The 23,811-nt window shown below is 71.6% G+C and carries 27 protein-coding genes; 18 read left to right on the top strand and 9 right to left on the bottom strand.

What is annotated here, in order from left to right:
- The first annotated feature begins 79 nt into the window (after positions 1 to 79).
- A complete protein-coding gene (locus QIT00_RS37440; RefSeq protein ID WP_408909939.1) occupies positions 80 to 598 on the top strand; it encodes a GNAT family N-acetyltransferase in 519 nt (172 codons plus the stop codon).
- A 40-nt stretch (positions 599 to 638) separates the two neighbouring features.
- On the opposite strand, the gene QIT00_RS37435 is transcribed toward QIT00_RS37440, so the two are convergent.
- Positions 639 to 1,988 (bottom strand): MFS transporter, encoded by a 1,350-nt coding sequence (locus tag QIT00_RS37435; RefSeq protein WP_282539972.1) that lies wholly within the window; start codon positions 1,986 to 1,988, stop codon positions 639 to 641.
- A gap of 68 nt (positions 1,989 to 2,056) precedes the next feature.
- Entirely contained in the window at positions 2,057 to 2,497 is a 441-nt protein-coding gene (locus tag QIT00_RS37430) for a MarR family winged helix-turn-helix transcriptional regulator (protein WP_282539971.1), read from the bottom strand.
- Positions 2,498 to 2,637: 140 nt separating this feature from the next.
- Between QIT00_RS37430 and QIT00_RS37425 the strand changes: the two genes are divergently transcribed.
- Positions 2,638 to 2,826 carry a ribbon-helix-helix protein, CopG family gene (locus tag QIT00_RS37425; RefSeq protein ID WP_282539970.1) on the top strand — a complete coding sequence of 63 codons (189 nt, stop codon included), beginning with the start codon at positions 2,638 to 2,640 and terminating at the stop codon, positions 2,824 to 2,826.
- Between the two features lie 68 nt (positions 2,827 to 2,894).
- Positions 2,895 to 3,095 (top strand): hypothetical protein, encoded by a 201-nt coding sequence (locus QIT00_RS37420; protein ID WP_282539969.1) that lies wholly within the window; start codon positions 2,895 to 2,897, stop codon positions 3,093 to 3,095.
- A gap of 10 nt (positions 3,096 to 3,105) precedes the next feature.
- Here the strand turns inward: QIT00_RS37420 and QIT00_RS37415 are convergent, their stop codons facing one another.
- Positions 3,106 to 4,551, bottom strand: a complete 1,446-nt coding sequence (locus QIT00_RS37415) for an NCS2 family permease (protein WP_282539968.1) — start codon at positions 4,549 to 4,551, stop codon at positions 3,106 to 3,108.
- Positions 4,552 to 4,776: 225 nt separating this feature from the next.
- Between QIT00_RS37415 and QIT00_RS37410 the strand changes: the two genes are divergently transcribed.
- Both QIT00_RS37410 and QIT00_RS37405 read left to right on the top strand, forming a co-directional pair.
- On the top strand, positions 4,777 to 5,157 hold the full coding sequence (locus QIT00_RS37410) for a DUF2530 domain-containing protein (RefSeq protein WP_282539967.1): 381 nt from the start codon (positions 4,777 to 4,779) through the stop codon (positions 5,155 to 5,157).
- Between the two features lie 121 nt (positions 5,158 to 5,278).
- Entirely contained in the window at positions 5,279 to 7,729 is a 2,451-nt protein-coding gene (locus tag QIT00_RS37405; RefSeq protein ID WP_282539966.1) for an HAD-IC family P-type ATPase, read from the top strand.
- Positions 7,730 to 7,895: 166 nt separating this feature from the next.
- Here the strand turns inward: QIT00_RS37405 and QIT00_RS37400 are convergent, their stop codons facing one another.
- On the bottom strand, positions 7,896 to 11,012 hold the full coding sequence (locus QIT00_RS37400) for a sacsin N-terminal ATP-binding-like domain-containing protein (protein WP_282539965.1): 3,117 nt from the start codon (positions 11,010 to 11,012) through the stop codon (positions 7,896 to 7,898).
- A 201-nt stretch (positions 11,013 to 11,213) separates the two neighbouring features.
- Between QIT00_RS37400 and QIT00_RS37395 the strand changes: the two genes are divergently transcribed.
- Both QIT00_RS37395 and QIT00_RS37390 read left to right on the top strand, forming a co-directional pair.
- Complete coding sequence (locus QIT00_RS37395; protein ID WP_282539964.1) at positions 11,214 to 11,600, top strand: type II toxin-antitoxin system RelE/ParE family toxin; 387 nt, start codon at positions 11,214 to 11,216, stop codon at positions 11,598 to 11,600.
- Positions 11,597 to 11,911, top strand: a complete 315-nt coding sequence (locus QIT00_RS37390; RefSeq protein WP_282539963.1) for a helix-turn-helix domain-containing protein — start codon at positions 11,597 to 11,599, stop codon at positions 11,909 to 11,911. The genes QIT00_RS37395 and QIT00_RS37390 overlap by 4 nt, the downstream gene beginning before the upstream one ends.
- 6 nt (positions 11,912 to 11,917) lie before the next feature.
- Here the strand turns inward: QIT00_RS37390 and QIT00_RS37385 are convergent, their stop codons facing one another.
- The gene (locus QIT00_RS37385; protein ID WP_282539962.1) at positions 11,918 to 12,127 is read right to left on the bottom strand and encodes a DUF397 domain-containing protein; all 210 of its coding nucleotides are present in this window, start codon (positions 12,125 to 12,127) and stop codon (positions 11,918 to 11,920) included.
- Positions 12,120 to 12,914, bottom strand: a complete 795-nt coding sequence (locus QIT00_RS37380; RefSeq protein WP_282539961.1) for a helix-turn-helix domain-containing protein — start codon at positions 12,912 to 12,914, stop codon at positions 12,120 to 12,122. Before QIT00_RS37380 ends, QIT00_RS37385 begins: the two co-directional genes overlap by 8 nt.
- A 119-nt stretch (positions 12,915 to 13,033) precedes the next feature.
- Here QIT00_RS37380 and QIT00_RS37375 point away from each other — a divergent pair, with 119 nt between their 5' ends.
- From QIT00_RS37375 to QIT00_RS37365, 3 genes are read left to right on the top strand one after another with little or no spacing between them, the layout of a single operon-like run.
- A complete protein-coding gene (locus QIT00_RS37375; protein WP_282539960.1) occupies positions 13,034 to 13,243 on the top strand; it encodes a hypothetical protein in 210 nt (69 codons plus the stop codon).
- Positions 13,240 to 13,467, top strand: a complete 228-nt coding sequence (locus QIT00_RS37370; RefSeq protein WP_282539976.1) for a hypothetical protein — start codon at positions 13,240 to 13,242, stop codon at positions 13,465 to 13,467. Before QIT00_RS37375 ends, QIT00_RS37370 begins: the two co-directional genes overlap by 4 nt.
- Positions 13,464 to 13,814 (top strand): hypothetical protein, encoded by a 351-nt coding sequence (locus tag QIT00_RS37365; RefSeq protein ID WP_282539959.1) that lies wholly within the window; start codon positions 13,464 to 13,466, stop codon positions 13,812 to 13,814. The genes QIT00_RS37370 and QIT00_RS37365 overlap by 4 nt, the downstream gene beginning before the upstream one ends.
- A gap of 493 nt (positions 13,815 to 14,307) precedes the next feature.
- Here the strand turns inward: QIT00_RS37365 and QIT00_RS37360 are convergent, their stop codons facing one another.
- The gene (locus QIT00_RS37360; protein WP_282539958.1) at positions 14,308 to 15,234 is read right to left on the bottom strand and encodes a DUF3027 domain-containing protein; all 927 of its coding nucleotides are present in this window, start codon (positions 15,232 to 15,234) and stop codon (positions 14,308 to 14,310) included.
- Positions 15,235 to 15,667: 433 nt separating this feature from the next.
- Between QIT00_RS37360 and QIT00_RS37355 the strand changes: the two genes are divergently transcribed.
- The 4 genes from QIT00_RS37355 (at position 15,668) to QIT00_RS37340 (ending at position 19,153) form a co-directional block, all read left to right on the top strand.
- The gene (locus QIT00_RS37355) at positions 15,668 to 16,999 is read left to right on the top strand and encodes an MFS transporter (protein WP_282539975.1); all 1,332 of its coding nucleotides are present in this window, start codon (positions 15,668 to 15,670) and stop codon (positions 16,997 to 16,999) included.
- A 146-nt stretch (positions 17,000 to 17,145) separates the two neighbouring features.
- A complete protein-coding gene (locus QIT00_RS37350; RefSeq protein WP_282539957.1) occupies positions 17,146 to 17,628 on the top strand; it encodes a DUF2771 domain-containing protein in 483 nt (160 codons plus the stop codon).
- Between the two features lie 17 nt (positions 17,629 to 17,645).
- A complete protein-coding gene (locus tag QIT00_RS37345) occupies positions 17,646 to 18,317 on the top strand; it encodes a futalosine hydrolase (protein ID WP_282539974.1) in 672 nt (223 codons plus the stop codon).
- Positions 18,314 to 19,153 (top strand): 1,4-dihydroxy-6-naphthoate synthase, encoded by an 840-nt coding sequence (locus QIT00_RS37340; RefSeq protein WP_282539956.1) that lies wholly within the window; start codon positions 18,314 to 18,316, stop codon positions 19,151 to 19,153. Before QIT00_RS37345 ends, QIT00_RS37340 begins: the two co-directional genes overlap by 4 nt.
- Positions 19,154 to 19,186: 33 nt before the next feature.
- On the opposite strand, the gene QIT00_RS37335 is transcribed toward QIT00_RS37340, so the two are convergent.
- A complete protein-coding gene (locus QIT00_RS37335; RefSeq protein ID WP_282539955.1) occupies positions 19,187 to 19,570 on the bottom strand; it encodes a cold-shock protein in 384 nt (127 codons plus the stop codon).
- Positions 19,571 to 19,751: 181 nt separating this feature from the next.
- Between QIT00_RS37335 and QIT00_RS37330 the strand changes: the two genes are divergently transcribed.
- Positions 19,752 to 20,015, top strand: coding sequence for a hypothetical protein (locus QIT00_RS37330; RefSeq protein WP_282539954.1), 264 nt, complete (start codon positions 19,752 to 19,754; stop codon positions 20,013 to 20,015).
- Here the strand turns inward: QIT00_RS37330 and QIT00_RS37325 are convergent.
- Complete coding sequence (locus QIT00_RS37325) at positions 19,991 to 20,653, bottom strand: HAD family hydrolase (protein ID WP_408909938.1); 663 nt, start codon at positions 20,651 to 20,653, stop codon at positions 19,991 to 19,993. The genes QIT00_RS37330 and QIT00_RS37325 overlap by 25 nt on opposite strands.
- A gap of 133 nt (positions 20,654 to 20,786) precedes the next feature.
- Between QIT00_RS37325 and QIT00_RS37320 the strand changes: the two genes are divergently transcribed.
- The 3 genes from QIT00_RS37320 (at position 20,787) to QIT00_RS37310 (ending at position 23,754) form a co-directional block, all read left to right on the top strand.
- Positions 20,787 to 21,815 carry a FecCD family ABC transporter permease gene (locus QIT00_RS37320; protein WP_282539952.1) on the top strand — a complete coding sequence of 343 codons (1,029 nt, stop codon included), beginning with the start codon at positions 20,787 to 20,789 and terminating at the stop codon, positions 21,813 to 21,815.
- A 137-nt stretch (positions 21,816 to 21,952) separates the two neighbouring features.
- Positions 21,953 to 22,963: a FecCD family ABC transporter permease gene (locus QIT00_RS37315; protein WP_282539951.1), complete on the top strand. Its 1,011-nt coding sequence runs from the start codon at positions 21,953 to 21,955 to the stop codon at positions 22,961 to 22,963.
- 2 nt (positions 22,964 to 22,965) lie between these two features.
- Positions 22,966 to 23,754: an ABC transporter ATP-binding protein gene (locus QIT00_RS37310; protein WP_282539950.1), complete on the top strand. Its 789-nt coding sequence runs from the start codon at positions 22,966 to 22,968 to the stop codon at positions 23,752 to 23,754.
- Positions 23,755 to 23,811: the final 57 nt, after the last annotated feature.

Raw genomic sequence — 23,811 nt, 5'->3', positions numbered from 1 at the left:
GGAGCCCCCGAAGCTCCGCAGGATTTCGGGAAGGGGCGGGGAGGGGAGAAAAGCCTCCGCACGTAGCGACGGTTAACCTCTGCGGATGGAGATCCGTAAGGGCAGGGCCGAGGACATCCCCGCGATACTCGCACTGCTCGACTCCGCCGCCGCCCGCCTGGTCACCGCGGGCCGCACCACCCAGTGGGGCACCCAACCGCTGTCGACCCGTGCGGGAGTCGTGCGCCGGGTCCACGAGTACGTCGCCGAGGGCACCCCATGGCTCGCGGAGATCGACAGCACCCCCGCCGGCACCCTCATCCTCACCTCGGGCCCCGGCTCCGGCTCCGGCTCCGCGATCGCCCCGGCCGCCGAGCCCGAGCAGTACGTGCACTGGCTCGCCACCGGCTCCCGGTTCACCGGCCGCGGCGTGGGCGCCGCCCTGCTCGCGCACGCCGCCGCCGAGACCCGCGCCCAGGGCCTCGGCCTGCTCCGCGTCGACTGCTACGCGGGCGGCGACGGCCGGCTCGTCGCGTACTACGAGAGCCAGGGCTTCACCCGGACCGAGACGTACGAGAACGACGGCTGGCGGGGGCAGGTCCTCGAACGCCGTCTGTGAGACGCCTGGAAGGCCCCTTCGTACAACCTCTCGTACGACCTCACGCCGCCGTCGCCAGCTGCTCCCGCGGCACGAAGCGGACCTGCGGGTGGCCGTGGTGCATGCCCACCTTCAGGCGCAGGCCGCCGACGCGGGCCAGGATCAGGCCGACCGTGCCCGCGGCGAGCGCGGCGATCAGGCCGCCCGCGGCGAAGCCGATGCGGGCGCCGTAGGTGTCGGTGATCCAGCCGACGAGGGGCGCGCCGATCGGCGTACCGCCCGTGAAGACCATCATGAACAGGGCCATGACGCGGCCCCGCATGATCGGGTCGGTGGCCATCTGGACGCTGGAGTTGGCGGTCACGTTGACCGTCAGGCCCAGCATGCCGATCGGCACGAGCAGCGCCGCGAACAGCCAGAACGCGGGCGCGAAGGACGCCACGACCTCCAGGACGCCGAAGGCGAGCGCGGCCCCGACGAGCAGCCGCAGGCGCGAGGTGGCGCGCCGGGCCGCGAGCAGCGCACCGACGAGCGAACCGGCCGCCATCAGGGTGTTGAGCAGGCCGTACGTCCCTGCGTCGCCGCCGAAGACGTCGTCGACGAAGGCGCTGAGCCAGATCGGGAAGTTGAACCCGAAGGTGCCGATGAACCCGACGAGGACGATCGGCCAGATCAACTCGGGCCGCCCGGCGACGTACTTCAGGCCCTCCTTCAGCTGCCCCTTGCCGCGCGGCGCCCGGTCCGCCTTGTGCAGCTCGGCCGTCCGCATCAGGGCGAGACCGGCCATCGGCGCCAGGAAGGAGAGGCCGTTGAGCAGGAACGCCCAGCCGCTGCCGACCGCGGTGATCAGGACACCGGCGACGGCGGGCCCGACCAGGCGCGCGGACTGGAAGTTGGCGGAGTTCAGGCTGACGGCGTTGGCCAGCTGCTCCTTGCCGACCATCTCCGAGACGAAGGTCTGCCGCGCCGGGTTGTCGACGACGGTGACGAGGCCGAGCAGGAACGCGGTGAGGTAGACGTGCCAGACCTGGACGTGCCCGCTGAGGGTGAGCACACCGAGCGCGGCACCGGTCAGACCCATCGCGGTCTGGGTGAAGAACAGCAGCTTCCGCTTGGGCAGCCGGTCGACGAGCACGCCGCCGTAGAGCCCGAAGAGCAGCATCGGCAGGAACTGCAGCGCGGTGGTGATACCGACGGCGGTGGCGGAGCCGGTGAGGCTGAGCACCAGCCAGTCCTGGGCGATGCGCTGCATCCAGGTGCCGGTGTTGGAGACGACTTGGCCCGTGAAGAAGAGCCGGTAGTTACGGATCTTCAGCGAGCTGAACATGCTCGGCTTGCGGGAGTCGGTGCGGACAGCGGTGTCGTGGGTGGCTGGTGCGGGGGCGGAGTCTGCTCCGGATCCCGTACTCAAAGGGGTTCGCCTCCTTGGTACTTGGCGGTCGTGCGGTCGTGCGGTCGTGCGGTCGTGCGGTCGTGCGGTTATTGCAGGTGGGCGAGCTTTTCCAGTACGGGTGCGGCGGCGCGCAGCTTCTCCCACTCGGCCTCGTCGAGGCCCTCCGCCAGCTGGGCCAGCCAGGCGTTCCGCTTGCGGCGGCTCTCCTCGAGCATCGCCTCGGCGGTCTCGGTCTGGCTGACCACCTTCTGGCGGCGGTCCTCGGGGTGCGGTTCGAGCCGGACCAGTCCCTTGGCTTCGAGCAGGGCCACGATGCGGGTCATCGACGGCGGCTGTACGTGCTCCTTGCGGGCGAGCTCGCCCGGGGTCGCGGAGCCGCAGCGGGCGAGGGTGCCGAGCACCGACATTTCGGTCGGGCTCAGCGACTCGTCGACCCGCTGGTGCTTCAGGCGGCGCCCGATGCGCATGATCGCGGAGCGGAGTGCGTTCACGGCGGCTACGTCGTCGCCATGGGAGAGGTCCGGCATGTTCGTTAGCATAACTCATTACCCTGACTAAGGAACAGCCCATTTCCTGGGCGCTCGGAAGCGGAATCGATCCGGATCACCCGTACGAGTGAGGCGGCTGCGGAAAGTGACACGCCGCCGGTCGTGGTCCGGCGACCCTGATGTTCATGGAGACCAACGTGCTCAGCCTGCGCATAGACGGAGAGCTGCTCGACCGGCTCCGGGGTCACGCGGCGAAAAGAGGAATGAGCGTCCAGGACTATGTGGTCCGGACGCTCATTCGTGACGACTTCGACGAGCGGTTCAAGACGGCCGTCGAGGAGACGGAGAGGTTCTACGGTGTGCGGTGATCGCCCAGCTGCCGACCCCGCCTGTTGACGAATCGCATCCCGTGATCAGCGGTGTCGTTGATCAGGGCATGAAAAAGATGATGACCCTTCTGCCCCTGGTGATGACCTTCAGCGCGGCCGCCGCGGGCACCGCGGCCGCGGACGAGACCCACACGAACTCGCACAACGCCCCCGTCGTCACGCTCGTCCACACCGGTCAGATCGACGACCCGATGGAGGACGTGCTTGAGCACACGCTCCTCGTCGGCGGCAAGCACAGCTGGCGCTAGACCCCAGGGGCTACGTCAGCTGGAGCGCCGGCATCAGGTAGTAGAAGGCGAACACCGCGGAGACCGCGTACATCGCCACCGGCACCTCGCGGGCCCGTCCGGCGGCGACCCGCAGCACCGTGAACGTGATGAAGCCGATGCCGATGCCGTTCGTGATCGAGTACGTGAACGGCATCATCACCATCGTGAGGAACGCCGGGATCGCGATCGTGTAGTCCTTCCAGTCGATCGCGCCGATCGAACCGGACAGGATCAGGAAGCCCACCGCGATCAGCGCGGGGGTGGCCGCGCCGGACGGCACCATCGTGGCGAGCGGCGTGAGGAACAGCGCGACCGTGAAGAGGCCGCCGGTGACGATGTTCGCGAATCCCGTACGGGCCCCCTCACCGACACCGGCCGTGGACTCCACGAAGCAGGTGGTCGCCGAGGAGGAGCTGGCGCCACCGCAGGCCACCGCGATGCCGTCGACGAACAGGACCTTGCTCATGCCCGGCATGTTGTCGTTCTCGTCCATCAGCTCGGCCTCCTCGCCGACGGCCATGATCGTGCCCATGGCGTCGAAGAAGCTGGAGAGCAGCACGGTGAAGACGAACAGCACACCGGTGAGCAGGCCGACCTTCTCGAAGCCGCCGAACAGACTGACCTGACCGACGAGCCCGAAGTCCGGCGAAGCGACGGGGTTGCCCGGCCACTTCGGGGTGGTAAGGCCCCAGGAGGGCACGGTGGCCACGGCGTTGATGACCATCGCGACGATCGTCATCACCACGATGGAGATCAGGATCGCGCCCGGCACCTTGCGGACGATCAGCGCGAGCGTGAGCAGCACACCGAGGACGAAGACCAGGACGGGCCAGCCGTTGAGGTGACCGTCGGCGCCGAGCTGGAGCGGGACGGTGGTGTGCGCGGCGTCGGGCATGCGCGAGACGAAACCGGCGTCGACGAGGCCGATCAGCATGATGAACAGGCCGATACCGATGGCGATGCCCTTGCGCAGGCCGAGCGGCACCGCGTTCATGACCCGCTCGCGCAGACCGGTGGCGACGAGCAGCATCACCACGAAGCCCGCGAGGACCACCATGCCCATCGCGTCCGGCCAGCTCATCCGGGGGGCGAGCTGGAGGGCGACGACGGTGTTCACGCCGAGTCCGGCGGCGAGCGCGATCGGGACGTTGCCGATGACGCCCATCAGGAGCGTGGTGAACGCCGCCGTGAGCGCGGTCGCCGTGACCAGCTGGCCGTTGTCCAGCTGGTTGCCGTACATGTCCTTCGCGCTGCCGAGAATGATCGGGTTCAGCACGATGATGTAGGCCATCGCGAAGAAGGTGGCGAAGCCGCCGCGGACCTCGCGGGCCAGGGTCGAACCCCGCTCGGTGATCTTGAAGTACCGGTCGAGTGCGCTGGTGGGCGCCCCCGACGGGGACTGCTTGGGGTCGTCGACCGGGGCCGAGGGGGTCATGCGTGAACCTCAGACGTTCATGGCGGGGCTCGCCGAAAGGGTGCTGTGGGGGCGGCCGAGTCACGCGCACCTTGTAGCTTCTTACGAAGAAAAGCGGTCAGACTCAAGCCGTTTCAGTATGAATACATAAGGCAAAAATCGCTATCTCCGCGCGTAGACCCTTGCGCCGCCGGGATCCCCGAGGCCCCGCACTCCCGCCCGTACGGGCCTCGTAAGCTTGAGCACATGGCCGGACTCTTTTCGGGATCACCCACTCACGAGGCGCCGGAGCCGCTCGAAGGCCCCGTCGTCGCCACCATCACGGGCGGCACGATCCTCTGGTTCGTCCTCTTCCTCGTACAGCTCCCCTTCTACGGCTGGTTCGAGGACCGCGGCCAGACCTGGTGGGTGTGGACCTGCCTGGCCGGCGCGGGCCTCGGCTGCATCGGCATCTGGTACGTACGGGGGCGCGACGCGGCCATCAAACGGCAGGCGGCCGAGCGGGAAGCGGCCGAGGCGACGGACGCGGCCGAGCGTGAAGCGGCCGAGGCGACGGCGGCCTCGCCGGACTCTCCGGACTCTCCGGACTCTCCGGACTCTCCGGACTCTCCGGACTCGACTGCGTAGCCCCCAGGTCACAAGCCCCGTAGTACCCAGGTCGCAGAGCCCCCAGGGGGTCCCCTGACCCGTCCCTGATTCCCCTGCGCTCGACGGGTGAAGGGCGCCCGTGGCCCGTACCGTCGGAACCATGACGCAGCGGGCACGCATCGACACCGAGGGGCCGGACCCCGCACGGCAGGGGACCGCCCTCGACGCCGGACCGGGAGCGGGATCCAGGCGTCCGGCGACAGCTGCGGTGGCCGCCCTTGGCCTCAGCACCGCCGAGGTCGCCGAGCGTGTCGCCCGCGGCGAGGTCAATGACGTACCGGTGCGCTCCAGCCGCTCCGTCACCGACATCGTCCGCGCCAATGTCTTCACCCGGTTCAACCTGATCATCGGCGTCCTCTGGGTGATCATGATGTTCGTCGCGCCGTGGCAGGACACCTTCTTCGGGTACGTGATCCTCGCCAACACCGGCATCGGCATCATCCAGGAGCTCCGCGCCAAGAAGACGCTCGACAACCTGGCCGTGATCGGCGAGACCAGACCCACGGTCCGGCGGGACGGGCGGGCCGCCGAGATCTCCACCTCGGAGATCGTGCTCGACGACCTCATCGAGATCGGTCCTGGCGACAAGATCGTGGTCGACGGCGAGTGCGTCGAGACCGACAGCCTGGAGATCGACGAGTCCCTGCTGACCGGCGAGGCCGACCCCGTGGTGAAGAAGCCGGGGGACGTCATGATGTCCGGCTCGTTCGTGGTCGCGGGCGGCGGCGCCTTCACCGCCACCAAGGTCGGCCGCGAGGCCTACGCGGCACAGCTCGCCGAGGAGGCCTCCCGGTTCACGCTCGTCCACTCCGAGCTGCGCTCCGGCATCTCCACCATCCTCAAGTACGTGACCTGGCTGATGGTGCCGACCTCCATCGGCCTGGTGATCTCCCAACTCGTCGTGAAGAACGACGAGTTCAAGGAGTCCATCGCGTACACCGTCGGCGGCATCGTCCCGATGATCCCCGAAGGGCTCGTGCTCCTCACGTCCATGGCCTTCGCGATCGGCGTGATCCGGCTCGGCCGCAAGCAGTGCCTCGTCCAGGAACTGCCCGCCATCGAAGGGCTCGCGCGCGTCGACACCGTCTGCCTCGACAAGACCGGCACCCTCACCGAGGGCGGCATGGACGTCACCGAGGTCCGGCCCCTGCACGGCGCCGACGATGCGTACGTGACGAAGGTCCTCGGCGCCCTCGGCGAGTCCGACCCGCGGCCCAACGCCTCGCTCCAGGCGATCATCGACGCCTACCCGGACAGCGAGGAGTGGCGCTGCATCGAGTCGCTGCCGTTCTCCTCGGCCCGCAAGTACAGCGGCGCCAGCTTCAGCGAGGGCGACGGCGAGACCTCCACCTGGCTGCTCGGCGCCCCCGACGTCCTGCTGCCCGCCGGGGACGCCCTGCTCGACGAGATCGAGGAGCTCAACCACCAGGGCCTGCGCGTCCTCCTCCTCGCCCGCAGCGGTACGGACCTCGACGCCCCCGAGATCTCCGCCGGCGCCCGCCCGCACGCCCTGGTCGTCCTGGAGCAGCGGCTGCGCCCCGACGCCTCCGACACCCTGCGCTACTTCGAGGAGCAGAACGTCCAGGCCAAGGTGATCTCCGGGGACAACGCGATCTCCGTCGGCGCCGTCGCCGCCAAGCTGGACCTGCCCGGCGCCGAGCGCACCGTGGACGCCCGCACCCTGCCGAAGGAGCAGGGGGAGATGGCGGAGGCGCTCGACGCCAACGCTGTGTTCGGGCGGGTCACGCCGCAGCAGAAGCGGGACATGGTGGGGGCGCTGCAGTCCAAGGGCCACACGGTCGCGATGACCGGCGACGGCGTCAACGACGTCCTCGCCCTCAAGGACGCCGACATCGGCGTGTCCATGGGCTCCGGCTCCGAGGCCACCAAGGCCGTCGCCCAGATCGTGCTCCTGAACAACAGCTTCGCGACGCTGCCTTCGGTGGTCGCCGAGGGCCGCCGCGTCATCGGCAACATCACGCGCGTCGCCACGCTGTTCCTCGTCAAGACCGTCTACTCGGTGCTGCTCGCTCTGCTCGTGGTCTGCACGCAGGTCGAGTATCTGTTCCTGCCCCGGCACTTGACGCTCCTGTCCACCCTGACCATCGGCGTCCCGGCGTTCTTCCTCGCGCTCGCCCCGAACAAGGAGCGCGCGAAGGCCCACTTCGTCCGCCGGGTCATGCGGTACGCGATCCCCGGCGGCATCATCGCGGCCCTGGCGACGTTCAGTACGTACCTGCTCGCGCGCGCCCACTACGCGGGGGCGGGCGCGCGCGAGGCGGAGACCAGCGCGGCGACGCTGACGCTGTTCCTGATCGCCATGTGGGTCCTGGCGATCATCGCCCGCCCCTACACCTGGTGGCGGATCTGCCTGGTGGCCGCGATGGGCGCGGGCTTCCTGCTCGTCATGGTCGTGCCGTGGCTCCAGGAGATGTTCAAGCTGAGACTGGTGGGGGCGACGATGCCGTGGTCGGCGGTGGGGATCGCGGTGGGGGCGGCTGTGCTGGTCGAATTCGCGTTCAGGTGGGTGGATCGGCGGTTCCCCGCGTAGGTTTTCTTCCCCTCCCCGCCCCTTCCCGAAAGCTTGCAGCGGCTTCGGGGGCTCCGCCCCCGGACCCCCGCTCCTCAATCGCCGGAGGGGCTCAAAACTGAGCCCCTCCGGCGATTGAGGAGGCCCGTCTGGCAAGACTTTCGGGAAGGGGCGGGTAGGGGAAAAATCAGTCGAACCAGCGGTCCCGGCTCAGCTCCTCCGTCCGCGAGGGGTCCTCGAGGAGAACCCCCACCTCGAACCGCCGAGGCCACTGCCGCGCCGCCCAGGCGAGGCCCGCCGCGACGCCCTCCAGGGTCGCCGCGTGCACTGTGCCGTCCGGCGTCCGGCGCCAGTCCAGCTCAACCCCGCCCACCAGCAGCTCCTCGTGCTCCCGGTACGAAGCCGGGGTCGCCGAGCCGAGCAGCGTACGCACCGACTCGGGCACCGCACGCTCGACGCCCTCCGCCGCCACCTCCGCCCGCACGTCACCGCTCAACCGCCGCACCTGCAACAGCTCCGCGAGGTCCGCCGCCCGCGCGGGGGCGACCGGCAGCAGCGCGAGCCCAGCCGTCAGCGGCAGCAGATCCGGCGCGTCCGCGACCACCGCGTCGGCCGCGTCCACCACCGTCACCCGCCCGTCGACCACCGCCCGCAGCTCCTCCGGCAGCGTCACCTGATCCGGGTCGAGCTCCGCCAACGCCCCGTACAGTGCGTGCAGTTGGGCCGCCGAGACGGCGAGATCGGGGTCCGCGAGGCGGTCAAGGAGCTCCGCCGCGCCGCCCGGCTCGTCGAGCAGCGCGGCCACGGACGTACGGACGCCGAGCGCCCGCAGCACCTGCTCGTCCTCGAACCCGGCGGCGTCCGCCTCCTCGTAAAGCCCGGCGAGCAGCGGATCGCCGCCCGCGGCGCGCAGTCCGGCCGGGCGCCGCCCGTCGAGCACCGGGTGCCCGCGCAGCCACCAGGCGGTGTACGGGCGTACGGACTCGGTGGTGCCGTCGGGCAGCAGCACCCGCACCGGCTGCGTCAGCGCGTCCCGCAGCGGCGGCTGGGCGAGCAGCGCGAGCGCCTGCGGCCAGCGGTCGTCGTCGACCAGGTCGAGATCGCGTACGGCGACGAGTTCGGTGGCGACGGGCGGTACGGGCGTGTCGGGCAGCTGGTCGAGGACGTCCTCGCACCACACGTCGACCGCGTCGAGCAGCCCCGCGTCGTCCGGCTCCGCGAAGTCCCCCTCGCGGGGCTCCAGTTCGTCCGGGTCGAGCACGACATCGGTGGCGCGGACCAGCGCGAAGCCCGCGAGCACCCCGCACGCGGCAAGCGGCTGCTCACCCCAGCGGTCGGCCAACTCCTGCTCTACGAGGGCGAGTTCACCTTCCCGCATGACGGAGGCGAAGGCACTGCCGGGCAGGACCAGCTCCCCGGCGGGCGCGGGCTCGCCCTCGTCGTCGGTCAGGGCGAGCGCGCCGAGCCAGGGTTCGTCACCGGGCTCAAGGCCGGCGTCGCGCACGAGGGTGAGCACGACCTCCGCCAACTCCTCGCTCTCCAGGCCGTCTTCGTCCCAGATGTCGTCGTCGAGGGAGGCGGCGACGGCCGCGCGCACCTGCGGGGTGGTGAGGACGGCGCGCGGCGTGGCGGGCAGGGCGCCCAGCTTTTCGAGCAGCGGGTGCGCGGCCTCGGGGTGCGCGACCTTCAGGCCGAGCCGGGCCAGCCCCTCGGGGGTGTCGGGCCCGGGCAGCAGCAGATACCGCGGCCCGATCGCCGTACGCCCGTCGCTGAGCGGCACGGGAAGCCCGCTCAGCCGGTCCGGATCGACCCCGGCGAGGGACTCGTACAGCCGCCACCACCAGCCCGGCTCCCGCTCCAGACCGGCGAGCCGGTCCACGGCGTCCTGCAGCGGCAGCCGCGCCACACCGAGGGTGCGCAGCTCGACACGGCGCTCCAGGCCCGCGGGCAGCAGCGTCGGCAGCACCTCGGCGAGCACCCGTACGGTCTCGTCCCCGGCGCCCTCGACGACCTCGGCCTCGAAGGGCCGCAGCGCGACGGGCTTGCCGCCCTCGTCCTCGTCGCCCTCTTCCGGCGGTGCGGCCGGGGCGAGGAACGCGGTGCGCGGCAGCAGTTCGAGCACGGCGGCGCGCAGCGCGCCGTCAAGCGCGGAGGCGCCCAGGGCGCCCGGCACGAGATCGATGATCCCGGTCGTCAACGGCCGCCATTCGGCGAGGAGTTGGGCGTACGCCTCGGCCGCCCGCGCCACCAGGAAGTCCGTCAGCGGGCCCGGCGCGGCGTGCCGGCGCGTGGTGTCGAGCGGGAACGAGCCGATCAGGAGCGCCGGCACCCCGAGCGCCTCGTCACTCGGCGTCGGCGCGTGCACGACGGGCGCGGTACGGGGCCTCTGCGGCGCCCCCTCCCCGTCCACGGGCACCGCCCACGTCACCGACCACTGCGGCCGCGCCCGCTCCTCGGTGGGCCGGTCCCGCAGCAGCTCCGGATCGAGCCGCCCGTTGCGCTCCACAGTCCGCCAGCGGGTCGTACCGTGCGCGGAGTCGGTGATCCGGGCGTACGGGCCGTCGTGATCGCGGGTGAGGGTGCGGGTGCGGTCGCCGTTCTCGACGCTGACCTCCGTCAGCCCGGGCAGGGCGAGCAGGAGGGCATCGTCGATCCCGTCGAGCAGCCGCTCCACCAGCGCCTCGGCGGCCGCGTCCCGCAGCGGCAGGATGACGACGGTGTCGTACGTGTCGGGCGCGGACCCCTCCGCCGCGAACGGCAGTCGCAGCAGCGGCACATGACCGTCCCGGCGGCGGATCTCCTCGCCGAGCTCGGGGCTGCGTTCGGCGGCGACGGCGGCGGTCAGCTCGCGCGCCTCGGCCAGCGACCACCTGATGCCACCGGACCGGCCCACGACGGCCGGTTCATCACTCACGGCAAGCACGGCGGCGAACCCGACCCCGAACCGCCCGACCGTCGCACTCCCCCCGCTGTCCCGCTTTGCGGAGGCCCGCAGCGTACTGAGCGACTCGACGCCGGCCGCGTCCAGCGGGGCGCCGGTGTTCGCCGCGGCGAGCACCCCGTCACGGAGGGTGAGCCGCAGCCGCCCGGGGACTTTCGCTCGGGCAGCGGCGTCGGCGGCGTTCTGCGCGAGCTCCACGACGAGCCGGTCCCGGTACCCGCCGAGCGCGAGATCCTCCTCGGCGTTGGCGTCCTCCCGGAACCGTGCAGGAGCGGCGGCCCACGCGTCGAGCACGGCCCGCCGCAGCCCCACGGTGCCGAACGGGTCGGCCCCCTCGGGCGCGGGCCGGACGAATCTGCTCACGGTGGGTCCTCCTTGTCGGCGGCGGGCGCCGCGGCTGCGGGCTGCCGCGGGTTCGCTCTGTCGCCTGAAGGTACCGGGTGAGCGCCGGGACCTCCTGGCGGGCCGGTCAGCGGTCGCCGGCGAGGCGGCCCGGCCCGGCCGCGCCTGGCCTGGCCTGGCCTGGCTTGGCCTATAACATCCGCGCCATATAACATCTGATGCATGACCGGTGAGCGGTACACGATCGAAATCGAGCCTGAGGTCCGCCTCTGGCTGACGAATCTGCCCGCCCACCACTACGTGATAGCCGAGCAGAAGGCCGACCGCCTTGCGGAGAACGCCACCACGCTCGGCGAGCCCTACAGCCGCCACCTCGGCGGGAAGCTCCGCGAACTACGCTTCGACCTCGGAGGCAACGCCCAGCGGATCACCTACTGGCTGGCGCCGGGCCGCCGCGTCGTGCTGCTCACCGTCTTCCGCAAGACCAAGATGCGCGAGACGGCCGAGTTGGAACGCGCCCGCGCGGCGCAAGAAACGTGCGAGACGAGTCACGAGCCGGCCACCGCCCACGAGGTCTACGACCGTGACATCAAGGAGGAACTGCGATGAACCACGCCGAGTGGAAGACCCGCCGCCACCGCAAGCTCCTCGGCGAGGCGGTCGAGGGCAGCCCCGAGTACGACCGGCTGTACGAGGAGGCCGAACTGGCCCACGACCTCGGCCAGCTCGTCCATGACCGGCGCTCCGCGCTCGGACTCTCCCAGACCGAACTCGCCGAGCGCTGCAGCATGCAGCAGCCGCAGATCTCTCGCATCGAAGGCGGCGGCACCGTGCCCACCATCCCCCTGCTGCGCCGACTGGCCCGCGCTCTGGACGCCGACCTGACGATCGACCTCACCCCGCATGACGAGGCTGCCTGACCTGCCTCATGCTTCCGCGTTGAGCGCGTTGACGAACGCGGTCCAGGCGGACGGGGAGAAGAGGAGGGCGGGGCCGTGGGGGGATTTGGAGTCGCGGACGGGGATGGTGGGGTGTCCGTCGAGGACTTCGAGGCAGGAGCCGGACTCGGCGTTGCTGTACGACGACTTGCGCCAGCCGTCGAGCGCGCCGGCATCCGGAAGTGTGCGGTCAGTCATGGCGCCGGTGTTCCTTTGCTCGTGCAGTCATAAAGGCCAACGACTCATCCAAAGGCAGCGCGTCGCTCAGCGCAACGTCGTAGGCGTGCTGGAGGTGCTGGACGACGGCCGGTGAGTCATGCAGCTGACCGACGTACGCCCCTTCCGTATACGCGGCAGGCGGCTGATCCTCGAACCACATCAGCGTCATCATCCCGTGCAGCACGGCGTACGCGCCTCGGGCCGTGGGCATCACGTGCACGCGGATACGCCGCCCCCGGACCAGATCGATGAGGTGCTCGATCTGCTCTGCCATCACGTCTTCCCCGCCCACAGGGCGGCGCAGGACGGATTCATCAAGCAGGGCCCACACCACGGGTGTCATCGGATTCTCAAGGATCTTCGCCCGATCCAGCCGTGTGACCACATGCCGGTCACGTTCCTCCTCGGTACGGGGCTGAGGCCAGGTTCCGAGCACCGCTTCGGCATAGCTGCGGGTCTGCAGGATGCCCGGCACGTAAATGGGCGCGAACTCCCGGATGATGGCTGCCTGCTGCTCCAGCACCCGTGCCGCCTCGAAGTAGTCCGCGAGAGTGGAGTCGCTCCCGGGCCGGAAACTGCTGAGCACATCCCCCGTACCCAATGCCTTGTCCAACCGTCGCGCATCCTCCGCCGACGGAATCCTCCGCCCCGCCTCGATATGGGCGATATGACTCCGCGTCATATGCGCCGCATGGGCCAACTGCTCCTGGGTCATGCCGCAGGCCTCCCGCCGGGCCCGCAACCACTCCCCGTACGTACTGGTCATCCGCCAACTCCCCTTCACCACGTGACAAATGACGGGTCACACCGCACCCCCTTCTCAAGCTACGCATGCCGACGCCAATCTGTGAGCAGTTCGCTACAGAGAGCAGAGAGGTGCAGGTCATGAACGCAGCCGAGGAGCGGATCAGGGAGGCGGAGTCGGTGCGGGACCCGCTGCGGGCGGCGCTCGCGGCGGTCGGGTTGAAGTTGCCGTCGCTCCGCCTCGACCAGGTGTCGTGCGCCCGCGAGAACCCGTACCCGCTCATCGAGTTGGGCCGCTGCGACGTCACGACGGCGCGGACGCTGGCCGAGGCGCTGGGGGCGGGGCGGTGAGCGTTCCTCGACCGGAGGTCGGCGAGACCGTACGGGACGAAGAGACCGGCCGGGTCGGCGAGGTAATGGGCCATCAGGGCGGCTACGTGCAGCTGCGGCCGCTGCTCGGCGGTCGGGAGTGGGACGTACGGCCGGACCGGGTACGTCCGGTGACGGCCACGGAGCTGCTGAGCGCGCGGGTGGCAGAGCTGAACTCCCTCACGCGGAAGGCCCGTACGACGTGAACCTGCTCGCCCGCCTCCTCGCCCGCCTCCTCCCGCCCAGCGGCACCCGCCGCCGCACGCCTGCCCCGGGGGTCTCGTCGCCCCCACCGCACCGGGTGGTCACTCCGCCGCGCCGCAGCAGCCCGTACGCGCGGGACGCGGCCGACGACACGACCCTGTACGTCGACCCGCCCCTCTGGAACACCCTCCGCCCGTACGTCCACGTCCACGCCCGCCCGAAGTTCGTTCCGGCAGAACAGCGCGCCCAGGCCCACCGCCGCTGGGCCCTGGACATGGCCCTACGGGGGCGGGATGTGGGGCCCGAGCGGATTCATGGGGTGCGGGTGGGGGGTTGGGAGGCGGCGTGAGCCTGGCTTCCTCGCTTCGGCCTGCGGGGACCTGGACGTGCCGGGGTGAACGGCTCGGCCTTCGGGGACCTGCACGCGCCGGGCGCACGGGCTCGGCCTAGGGCGACCGGAGCGGTCACGGTTCCCGGTTTTTCGGTGTACGGGGCGCCGTGAGGCGGTGCGGTGCGGGTGCCCAACTCGTGGGTGGGGGCGGGTGGGTGGGAGAGGGGGCGCACCGGGGCGTGCCGGGTGAACGGCTACGACGGCGTCGGGCGCCCCGAACGTGGCGGGTGAACGGCTGCGACGACTACCTGCACCGGAACGTGCCGGGTGAACGGCTTCGGGGGCGGGGGGCACCCCGCACGTGCCGGGTGAACGGCTGCGACGACAACCTGCACCGGAACGTGCCGGGTGAACGGCTGCGACGACAACCCGCACCGGAACGCGCCGAGCGCTCAGCTCACCCCGTACCCGGAACGCGCCGAGCGCCCAGCTCCCCGTACCCCCAAAAGACCTAGCTGTGGCCCAAGTCCTCCGAGCCGTCGCCCGAAGGTTCCGTGGACACGGATCCTTCCCGGGAGGGGCGCAGCGGCAGGACGTCGACGTTCATCGAGTCGTGGACGTGCGGCGCCGGGCGCGGGGGCTTCGGCATGACCGCTGCCTCCGAGTGGCCGCCGCAGCCGTACGCCAGGGACACCACGTGGCCGTCGGCGGGGCTGAACTCGTTGGCGCAGACGCCGAAGGCCTGGCGCAGGGAGCCGGCGAGCGGCATCAGGAAGGCGCAGCTGACGCAGCTCGCGGGGGCCGCCTGGGCCATCTGCGTCTTCGCGCCGTACCCCTCCTCCCAGCGGTCGGCGGCGACGTGCAGGCCGTACCGGGACAGGACGCGGGCGCGGCGCATGCCGAGCTCCTCGGCGACCGCGGCGATGGAGCCGCGCAGCGGGGCGAGCGGCAGGGTGGCCGGCGGGCCGTCGGTGACCTCCGCGTCCTCGGCCTCGACCAGGTCGGCCATCTCGTCGGAGACAGGAGAGTTGGGGGCCGGCTCGTCCTCGCCCGTGTACCCGGGCTCCAGGCGCAGGTCGTCCGCGTCGGTGGGAAGGAGGTCGCCGGGGCCGAGGTCGCCGGGGCGCAGGCGCTCGCTCCACGGCACCCACTCCGGCGCGAGGAGGGCATCGGGGCCGGGCAGCAGCACGGTCTCGTCGAGCGTGACGACCTTCGCGCGGGAGGCGCGGGCGACGGTGACGGCCCAGCGCCAGCCGCGGTACCCGGTCTCCTCGCACTCGAAGAAGTGCGTGACGACCCGGTCCCCCTCGGAGACCACCTCGACGTGCTCACCGACGACGCCGGGTGCGGCGGCCTCCTCGGCCGCGGCCCTGGCGAGGTCGATCGCCTCGGCGCACAGGCGGTCAGGGGTGCGGCTTCGCGTTGTCGCTGCGCTCACAGGTATCGCTTCTCTCCTACGCCGTCTCACGGGTGCGCCGTCCTTCGGTGCGGGGCACGGACGGAGCGGACCAGTGGGCCGCGTCGACGTCCGCGCCCGGTCACTCCCGGGCGCGCCTACACCATCCATTCTGCGCGATGACGAAGAGGCGCGCGGCCAAGAACAACCGCCGCTGGCGCGCTACGCACGCTACCCCCTCGAAGCGCCAGAGCCCACACGGCGTCCGCCCCGAGAAGATCACCGTACGGTTCCGAACGGTTGCGAACGGTTCCAAACGGTTCCGAATGGCCCCGGTCCGGCCGCCGGTACGCCCTTCGCCGTCCGTACCCGTATCCGAACGTCCGGCTTGGGGCACTATGACGGGGTGGCCTCTCCTTCAGGATCACGGCCCGGATCACCGCCCGGATCACCGCCGCCGGAGCGAGCGAGCCCGCTGCGCAGAGTGGGCCGCGTGGTCGGCCGTGCCCTGCACCTGCCGTTCACGTTTCCCGTGAAGGGCATCAGGAAGGCGACGCACGCGCACGGTGCGGGCGAGTCGGGTCTCGGCAAGCTGATCGAGCTGCACGCCGTGAACGGCGCGGGCGACGTGCTGATCACGGTGGCCCTCGCCTCGACGGTGTTCTTCTCCGTGCCGACGGACGAGGCGCGCGGCCGGGTCGCGCTCTATCTGGCGATCACGATGGCCCCGTTCACACTCCTGGCCCCCGTGGTCGGCCCGCTTCTGGACCGGCTGCCGCACGGCCGGCGGGCGGCGATGGCCGGTTCGATGCTGGCGCGGGTGCTGCTCGCGCTGACCCTGTCGGGCGCGGTGGCCACGGGGTCGATCGAGCTGTATCCGGCGGCCCTCGGCGTCCTCGTCGCGTCGAAGGCGTACGGAGTGGTGCGCAGCGCCGTCGTACCGCGTCTGCTGCCACCGACGTTCTCGCTGGTGAAGGCCAACTCGCGGGTGACGCTCGGCGGGCTGCTCGCGACCGGTGTCGCCGCGCCGATCGGGGCCGGGCTGCATCAGATCGGGCCGCCGTGGCCGCTGTACGCGGCGTGCGCGGTGTTTCTGTTCGGGGCGTTCCTCTCGTTCCGGCTGCCGCACAAGGTCGACTCGGCGCGCGGTGAGTCGCGCGCGCTGCTCGCGGCGGACGAGGAGCACCTGCATCTGCCGCACGGCAAGAAGCCGGGCCTGCGCACGGTCGGCCCGGCGGTGACGCACGGGCTGGCCGCGAACGCCTCGCTGCGCTGCCTCTCCGGGTTCCTGATCTTCTTCCTGGCGTTCCTGCTGCGCGAGGAGCCGCTCAGCGGGCAGAGCGCCGCCGTGTCCCTCGGCATGGTGGCGGTCGCGGCGGGCGCGGGGAACGCGCTCGGTACGGCGGTGGGCGCCGCGCTCCGCAAACGGCCGCCGGAGCTGATCATCGTGACCGTCGTCGGCTTCGTCCTGGTCGTCGCGATCGCCGCGTCGGTGTTCTACGGGACTCCGCTGATCGCCGCGCTCGGAGCGGTGGCGGGCCTCGGCCAGGCGCTCGCGAAGCTGTCCCTGGACGCGCTGATCCAGCGGGACGTGCCGGAGCTGGTCCGCACCTCGGCGTTCGCCCGCTCGGAGACGCTGCTGCAGATGTCGTGGGTGATCGGCGGCGGCATCGGCATCTCGCTGCCCCTGGACGGCGGCCTCGGCCTGGGCGTGGGCGCGTGCATCGTGGCGCTCGGCTGGCTGACGACGGTGCGGGGGCTGGTCAGGGTGGCGCACCGGGAGGGGCATGCCCCCCGCGTGAAGTGACGTCACGGTGTGCCGTCACTTCCGCGAGGCAGGGGAGCGGCCTGCAGGGACGGGACGGGCGGGCGGCCTGCGGGGACGGGGCGGGCGCACGGCACGCCGGACCCCGCGTGGCGGGAGGTGCGGGGGCGCCAGATAGCCTTTCGCGCATGACCTCCCTGCGTATGACGGCCAAGGGCCGCCGCACCGCTGCCGCCCTCGGCGCCGTGTCCGCCGGACTTCTCGCCCTCTCGGCCTGTGAGAAGCCGACGCCGCTCGCGACCGTGACGGTCAACGGCACGTCCGTGCACACCGAGGCCGCCTGCTACAGCGAGGGCAAGGCGATCGGCGAGAGCGAGATCAAGTCCTGCCTGGAGAAGGAAGCCGAGAAGACCATCACGGTCAGCATGGACGACAAGGTCCGCTTCGGCGTCGACCCGGAGGTCGCCGAGCACGGCTGGACCCTCTTCATCGGCGGCCAGCAGGCCGAGCAGGAGCCGTTCAAGAAGACGTACCGCTCCATCCCCGGCAATGTGTTCTTCTCCTCCGGCCAGGGCGGCCCGGCGCTGAAGAAGGCGCAGGTCTCGCTGGTGGAGACGGACGGCAACCAGCTGAAGGGCATCTGGCACTTCGAGCTCAAGAAGGGTGAGTAGGAGTTCCTGAGCCCCGGATTCTGATCGCCACAGCGGTTCCCGCCGAGCGGGACGCTGTGGCCCGGGCCGTATCCGCTTCCCCGCCCGAGCACCGGTCGGCCTACGACTGCGTCGCCGTCGGCGTGGGCCCGGCCGCGGCCGCCGCCGGTACCGCCATCGCGCTCACCACGGCCGCACTCCGCGGTGAGCCCTACGACCTGGTGGTGTCGGCGGGGATCGGCGGCGGCTTCCAGCCCGAGGCGCCGGTCGGCTCGGTGGTCGTCGCCGACGCGATCCTCGCCGCCGACCTGGGCGCCGAGACCGGCGAGGGCTTCCTGTCGGTCACCGACCTCGGTTTCGGTACGGCCGAACACACCCCGCCGCCCGCGCTCGTACGGCTCGCGGCCACCGTCACCGGCGCCCGTACCGGCACCGTCCTCACCGTCTCCACCGTGACCGGCAGCGCGCACCGCGCCGCCGAGCTGCGGTACCGCCACCCGCGGGCCGCCGCCGAGGCGATGGAGGGCTTCGGCGTGGCCGAGGCCGCCTCCGCGCACGGCGTCCCGGTGCTCGAAGTGCGGGCCGTGTCCAACGCGGTGGGCCCCCGCGACCGTGCCGCCTGGCGCATCGGGGACGCGCTGGCCGCGCTCACCGCCGCCTTCGGCGCCCTCGTTCCCGTACTGGTCCTTCCCGCTGAGGAGTCGCCGTGAGCCTGCGCATCGCGTACTCGCCCTGCCCCAACGACACGTTCGTCTTCCACGCGTGGGCGCACGGACAGGTACCGGGGGCGCCGGAGCTCGACGTCACGTTCGCCGACATCGACCTCACCAACGGCATGGCGGAGCGCGGCGAGTTCGACATCCTGAAGGTGTCGTACGCGGTCCTGCCGTACGTCCTCGACGAGTACGCGCTGCTGCCCTGCGGCGGGGCGCTCGGCCGGGGCTGCGGGCCGCTCGTACTCACCCGCGAGCCGGGCACGGATCTGGCCGGGAAGACGGTGGCGGTGCCGAGCGAGCGGTCGACGGCCTATCTGCTGTTCCGGCTGTGGGCCGCGGACACGGTGCGGGACGGCGCCCCGCGCATCGTCGTGCTGCCGTTCCACGAGATCATGCCCGCCGTGCGCGACGGCGAGGTCGACGCCGGACTCGTCATCCACGAGGCCCGGTTCACGTACCAGGAGTACGGGCTGCACTGCCTCGCCGACATGGGCGAGCACTGGGAGCACACCACGGGCCTGCCGATCCCGCTCGGCGCGATCATCGCGAAGCGCTCGCTCGGCGAGGACGTCCTGAAGTCCCTCGCGGACGCGGCGCGTTCCTCGGTCCGGATGGCCTGGGACGACCCGCAGGCCTCCCGGGGCTACGTCCTCGCGCACGCGCAGGAGATGGACCCGGCCGTCGCGGACCAGCACATCGGCCTGTACGTCAACGAGTTCACGGCCGACCTCGGCGAGAGCGGCTACGCGGCCGTGCGCGGGCTGCTCACCCGCGCGGCGGCCGAGGGGCTGGTACCGCCCCTCGGCCGGGATGCGCTGCGGTTTCCGTAAGGGTTACGGGTTACGGGTTACGGGTTCCGGGGTCTAGACGTCCAGCTGGTCGGCGACCGCGCGCAGCATGCCCGCGATCTTCGCGCCGTGCGCCTTGTCGGGGTAGCGGCCGCGCTCCAGCTGCTGGGAGACGCTCTCCAGGAGCGTGGTCAGGTCCTGCACGATCGACGCCAGCTCGTCGGGCTTGCGGCGCTGGGCCGCGGCGACCGAGGGCGCCGGGTCCAGGAGCGTCACGGACAGCGCCTGGTCCCCGCGCTGGCCTGCGACGACACCGAACTCCACGCGTTGTCCGGGCTTGAGTGAATCGACCCCGTCGGGCAGCACGGACGAGTGAACGAAGACGTCACCGCCGTCGTCACGGGAGAGAAAGCCGAAGCCCTTCTCGCTGTTGAACCACTTGACCTTGCCGGTAGGCACGTCTGTCCGTCCTCGTCTGTTCTCGTACGCGCGTCGCACGCGCGTCGCACGCGGCCCTGGATAGCAGTCTGGCGGGCCGCTCGACCCGCCGGGACCAAGGCTAATGGTCCGGTGGCGGGTGACAAGACTGCTTTCCCGGTCTCGGTCCGGCTCTCTTTGCGCAGGGAACTACCCTGGCCGGGTGAGTGACACACCTTCTGGCACGCCTTCCGGCCCTCCGTCCGGCTCGGGCGACCGGCTTGTCCGGCTCGGCGCGATCGTCTTCTTCGTCGGGGCCGTGGCCACCCTGGTCACCGTGGCCCCGCTGTTCCTGGGCACGGAACCGTTCCCCACCGTGGCGTACGCCGTGTGCATGCTGATGGGCGTGGGCTTCGTGATCGCCGCGGCCGGGGTGCTGCGGACCATCTCCGTGCAGCGGCGTCAGGCCCGCTCGGCGGCCCGGTAGGACGCCAGCCACTCCGGGAAGTCCGTGAGGTCGCCGAGTACGACGTCGGCGCCCGCGGTGCGGAGTTCGTCCGGCGCGCACGGCCCGGTCGGTACGGCCACGGAGAGCGCGTCGGCGCCGCGGGCTCCGCGTACGTCCCCGATGTGGTCGCCCACGTACACCGCGGCGCCGTGTTCGCGCAGCGCCTCCGCCTTGGCCTCCGCCCACAGCCAGCCGATCACCGCGTCCGCCTCGATGCCGAGGTGGGCGAGGTGCAGCTTGGCGTTGGGCTCGTGCTTGGCGGTGACGACGATCGCGCGGCCGCCCTGCGCCCGGACGGCGGCGACGGCCTCGCGGGCGCCGGGCATCGCGAGGGTCGGGGCGATGGCGTGTGTGGGGTAGATCTCACGGTAGCGGTCGGCCATCTCCGGTATCCGCTCCTCGGGGAACCAGTACGCGAGCTCCTCGTCGAGGGGCGGCCCGAGCCGGGTGACGGCCAGGTCGGCGTCGATGAACGTGCCCGTCTCCGCGGAAAGCGCCTGGTAGGCGGCCTTGATGCCGGGGCGCGAGTCGATCAGGGTCATGTCGAGGTCGAAGCCGACGGTGAGCGGTGCGGGCTGCCGGGCGGGGGTGTTCTGCTGCGATGCCATGCCGGCCATTGTGCCGATCCTGGCCGGAACATCCTGGCCGGAACCCTGCCCCTTACACTTAGCCAAGCCTAAGCTCAGTCCGTCTCCGTATCTCAGTCCTTCTCCCGTCATCTCAGTCCGTCTCCCGTCCTCAAAGGGTCATATGGCCGCCGCCCCTCCCGCCGCCGCGCGAAGCAAGCCGGTGGCCCGACGCATCGCCCTGACCGGTGCGGCAGTTGCGGCCCTCGCGGTCGCCGTACTGCTCTCGCTCGCCGTCGGCGCCCGCGCCATCGCCCCCACCGCCGTACTCGACGCCCTGCTGCACGGCGGCCAGAGCGACGCCGCCCAGGTCGTCCGCGAACTGCGCGTGCCGCGCACGGTGATCGGCCTGATGGTCGGCGCGGCCCTCGCCCTCGCCGGTACCGCGCTGCAGGGCATCACCCGCAACCCGATCGGCGACCCCAGCCTCCTCGGCATCAGCCAGGGCGCGTCCGCCGCGGTCGTCCTCGCCATCGCCTTCGCCGGGGTGCACGAGCTGACCGGGTACGTATGGTTCGCCTTCGCGGGCGCCGGGCTCGCCTCCGTCGCGGTGTACGCCATCGCCGCCCGCGGCCGCGGCGGCGCCACCCCCGTGAAGCTGGCGCTCGGCGGCGCCGCGATCAACGCGCTCCTCGTCTCCGTCACCATGGCCGTCCTCACCACGAAGGCCGCCGCGCTCGACGAGTTCCGCTTCTGGCAGGTCGGCTCGGTGGCCGGACGGGACGCCGAAGTGGTCGCGCAGACCTGGCCGTTCCTGCTCGTCGGCGTGGTCCTCGTGGTGTCCGTGGCCCGCGGCCTGGACGCGCTCGCGCTCGGCGAGGACGTGGCGAAGGGCCTCGGCCAGAACGTGGCGACGGTCCGCGTCGTCGGCGGGCTCGGCGCGACCGTACTGACCGGCGTCGGGGTCGCGGCCGCCGGACCGATCGCGTTCGTCGGCCTCGCGGTGCCGCACATCGCCCGCGCGATCGTCGGCGGCGACCACCGCTGGCTGCTGCCGATGGCCGCGCTGATCGGCCCGGTCATGCTGCTCGTCTCCGACACCGTCGGCCGCGTGATCTTCCCGCCGAGCGAGGTCCCGGCGGGCGTGATGACGGCCCTGATCGGGGTGCCGTTCCTGGTGACGCTGGTACGGAGGAAGGCGGTGGCGGCATGAAGTCCCGTACTCCTGCTACCTCTACCGCTGCCGCTGCCGCTGTGGGCAATCGTTCCGCAGGGCGGAACGGGTGGGCACAGCACCCCGGTGCCGGGTGCCCTGTACGTCAGCGTCCAGCCGGGTACGCAGTGGCCCGCATGGGCAAGGCCTCCTTCCTCGTACACCGCCGATCCGTATGGGTCACAGGGATCCTCGCCCTGCTCCTCGCCGCGACCACACTCGCCTACCTCTGCGTAGGAGAAAGCTTCGTACCCCCCACCGAAGTCCTGAAGGTCGTCCTCGGGCAGCCCTCGCCCGACGAGCTGGTCGTCGGGACACTGCGGCTGCCGCGGATGGTCGTCGGCCTGCTCGTCGGGGCCGCGTTCGGGGTCGCGGGCGCGCTGATCCAGACCGTCGCGCGCAACCCGCTCGCCAGCCCCGACATCATCGGCATCAGCCAGGGCGCGAGCGCGCTCACCGTGGGCGCGCTCACCTTCGGCGTCACCTCGTACGCCGTGCTGCCGTACGTGTCGATCGCGGGCGGGGTCGCGGCGGCCGCGCTCGTGTACGTCTTCGCCTGGCGCGGCGGGCTGCAGGCCACCCGGTTCGTGCTGATCGGCATCGGCTTCGCGATCGCGCTGCGGTCCGTGACCACGCTGTTCATGACGAAGGGCGACTACCTCGTCGCGCAGCAGGCGCAGATCTGGATGACCGGCTCCCTCAACGGCCGTTCCTGGCCCGAGGCGGAGCTGCTCGGCTCCACGCTGCTGATCCTGCTGCCCGCCGTCGCCTGGGCGGCCCGCGCGCAGCGCACCGTCACCATGGACGACGACACGGCGACCGGGCTCGGCGTACGGCTCGGGCGCGTCCGGCTCGGGCTCGTACTGCTCGGGGTGGTGCTCGCGTCCGTGGCCACGGGGACCGCCGGTCCGGTCGACTTCGTGGCGCTGCTCGCCCCGCAGGTCGCCCGCCGGATGACGCGGACCGCGCAGATCCCGCTGGTGTCCAGCGCGTTGACCGGCGCCGTGATCGTGGTCCTCGCGGACCTGCTCGCGCGTCGGCTGTTCTCGCCGACCGAGCTGCCGGTGGGTGTGCTGACGGCTGCGGTCGGCGCCCCGTACCTGATCTGGCTCATCGTCCGTAGCCGTACCGTCGGAGGGAAGTCGTAGTCGTGACCCGGCTCAGCGCCCAGGGGCTGACCCTGGCCTACGAGGACCGCACCGTCGTGGACGGCCTCGACCTGGACATACCCGACGGCGAGGTGACGGTGATCGTCGGGCCGAACGCCTGCGGCAAGTCGACGACGCTGCGCGCGCTCGGGCGGCTGCTCAAGCCCAGGGCCGGTTCGGTGCTGCTCGACGGCACGGCGCTCGCGAAGCTGCCGACGAAGCGGATCGCCCAGCAGATCGGGCTGTTGCCGCAGTCGCCGGTCGCGCCCGAGGCGATCACCGTCGCGGACCTCGTGGCGCGCGGCAGGCAGCCGCACCAGCACTGGTGGCAGCAGTGGTCCGACGAGGACGAGCGGGCGGTCACGGAGGCGATGGAACGTACGGACGTCGCCGAGCTGGCGGAGCGGTCCGTGGACGAGTTGTCGGGTGGTCAGCGGCAGCGGGTGTGGATCGCGATGGCCCTCGCGCAGGAGACGTCGCTGCTGCTGCTCGACGAGCCGACGACGTTTCTGGACATTTCCCACCAGGTGGAAGTGCTGGATCTGGTACGGCAGTTGAACCATGACCGGGGGCGGACGGTGGTCGTCGTCCTGCACGACCTGAACCAGGCGGCTCGGTACGCGGATCATCTCGTGGCGATGCGGGCGGGTGAGGTGGTGGCCTCCGGGCCGCCTGCCGAGGTCGTGACGGCGGATCTCGTACGCGAGGTGTTCGGGCTTGAGTGCGTGGTCGTTCCCGATCCCGTCACCGGCTCGCCGCTGGTGGTGCCGGGGGCGCCGTGGGGGCCGTGAAGTCTTCCCCACGCCGCCCCTTCCCGAAAGCCTGCGGCGCTTCGGGGGCCAGCCCCC

This window comes from Streptomyces luteolus (genome assembly GCF_029968015.1).
Classification (GTDB): Bacteria; Actinomycetota; Actinomycetes; order Streptomycetales; family Streptomycetaceae; genus Streptomyces; species Streptomyces luteolus.
The sequence above is the reverse complement of the archived record's forward strand: the minus strand, read 5'-3'. Positions and strand labels throughout refer to the sequence as shown.

Excerpts from the sequence above, each read along its gene's own strand:
- QIT00_RS37430 (WP_282539971.1), bottom strand. The coding sequence starts at position 2,497 with ATGCCGGACCTCTCCCATGGCGACGACGTAGCCGCCGTGAACGCACTC.
- QIT00_RS37425 (WP_282539970.1), top strand. The coding sequence starts at position 2,638 with ATGTTCATGGAGACCAACGTGCTCAGCCTGCGCATAGACGGAGAGCTG.
- QIT00_RS37420 (WP_282539969.1), top strand. The coding sequence starts at position 2,895 with ATGAAAAAGATGATGACCCTTCTGCCCCTGGTGATGACCTTCAGCGCG.
- QIT00_RS37415 (WP_282539968.1), bottom strand. The coding sequence starts at position 4,551 with ATGACCCCCTCGGCCCCGGTCGACGACCCCAAGCAGTCCCCGTCGGGG.
- QIT00_RS37410 (WP_282539967.1), top strand. The coding sequence starts at position 4,777 with ATGGCCGGACTCTTTTCGGGATCACCCACTCACGAGGCGCCGGAGCCG.
- QIT00_RS37405 (WP_282539966.1), top strand. The coding sequence starts at position 5,279 with ATGACGCAGCGGGCACGCATCGACACCGAGGGGCCGGACCCCGCACGG.
- QIT00_RS37395 (WP_282539964.1), top strand. The coding sequence starts at position 11,214 with ATGACCGGTGAGCGGTACACGATCGAAATCGAGCCTGAGGTCCGCCTC.
- QIT00_RS37390 (WP_282539963.1), top strand. The coding sequence starts at position 11,597 with ATGAACCACGCCGAGTGGAAGACCCGCCGCCACCGCAAGCTCCTCGGC.
- QIT00_RS37385 (WP_282539962.1), bottom strand. The coding sequence starts at position 12,127 with ATGACTGACCGCACACTTCCGGATGCCGGCGCGCTCGACGGCTGGCGC.
- QIT00_RS37380 (WP_282539961.1), bottom strand. The coding sequence starts at position 12,914 with ATGACCAGTACGTACGGGGAGTGGTTGCGGGCCCGGCGGGAGGCCTGC.
- QIT00_RS37375 (WP_282539960.1), top strand. The coding sequence starts at position 13,034 with ATGAACGCAGCCGAGGAGCGGATCAGGGAGGCGGAGTCGGTGCGGGAC.
- QIT00_RS37350 (WP_282539957.1), top strand. The coding sequence starts at position 17,146 with ATGACCTCCCTGCGTATGACGGCCAAGGGCCGCCGCACCGCTGCCGCC.
- QIT00_RS37325 (WP_408909938.1), bottom strand. The coding sequence starts at position 20,653 with ATGGCCGGCATGGCATCGCAGCAGAACACCCCCGCCCGGCAGCCCGCA.
- QIT00_RS37320 (WP_282539952.1), top strand. The coding sequence starts at position 20,787 with ATGGCCGCCGCCCCTCCCGCCGCCGCGCGAAGCAAGCCGGTGGCCCGA.
- QIT00_RS37315 (WP_282539951.1), top strand. The coding sequence starts at position 21,953 with ATGGGCAAGGCCTCCTTCCTCGTACACCGCCGATCCGTATGGGTCACA.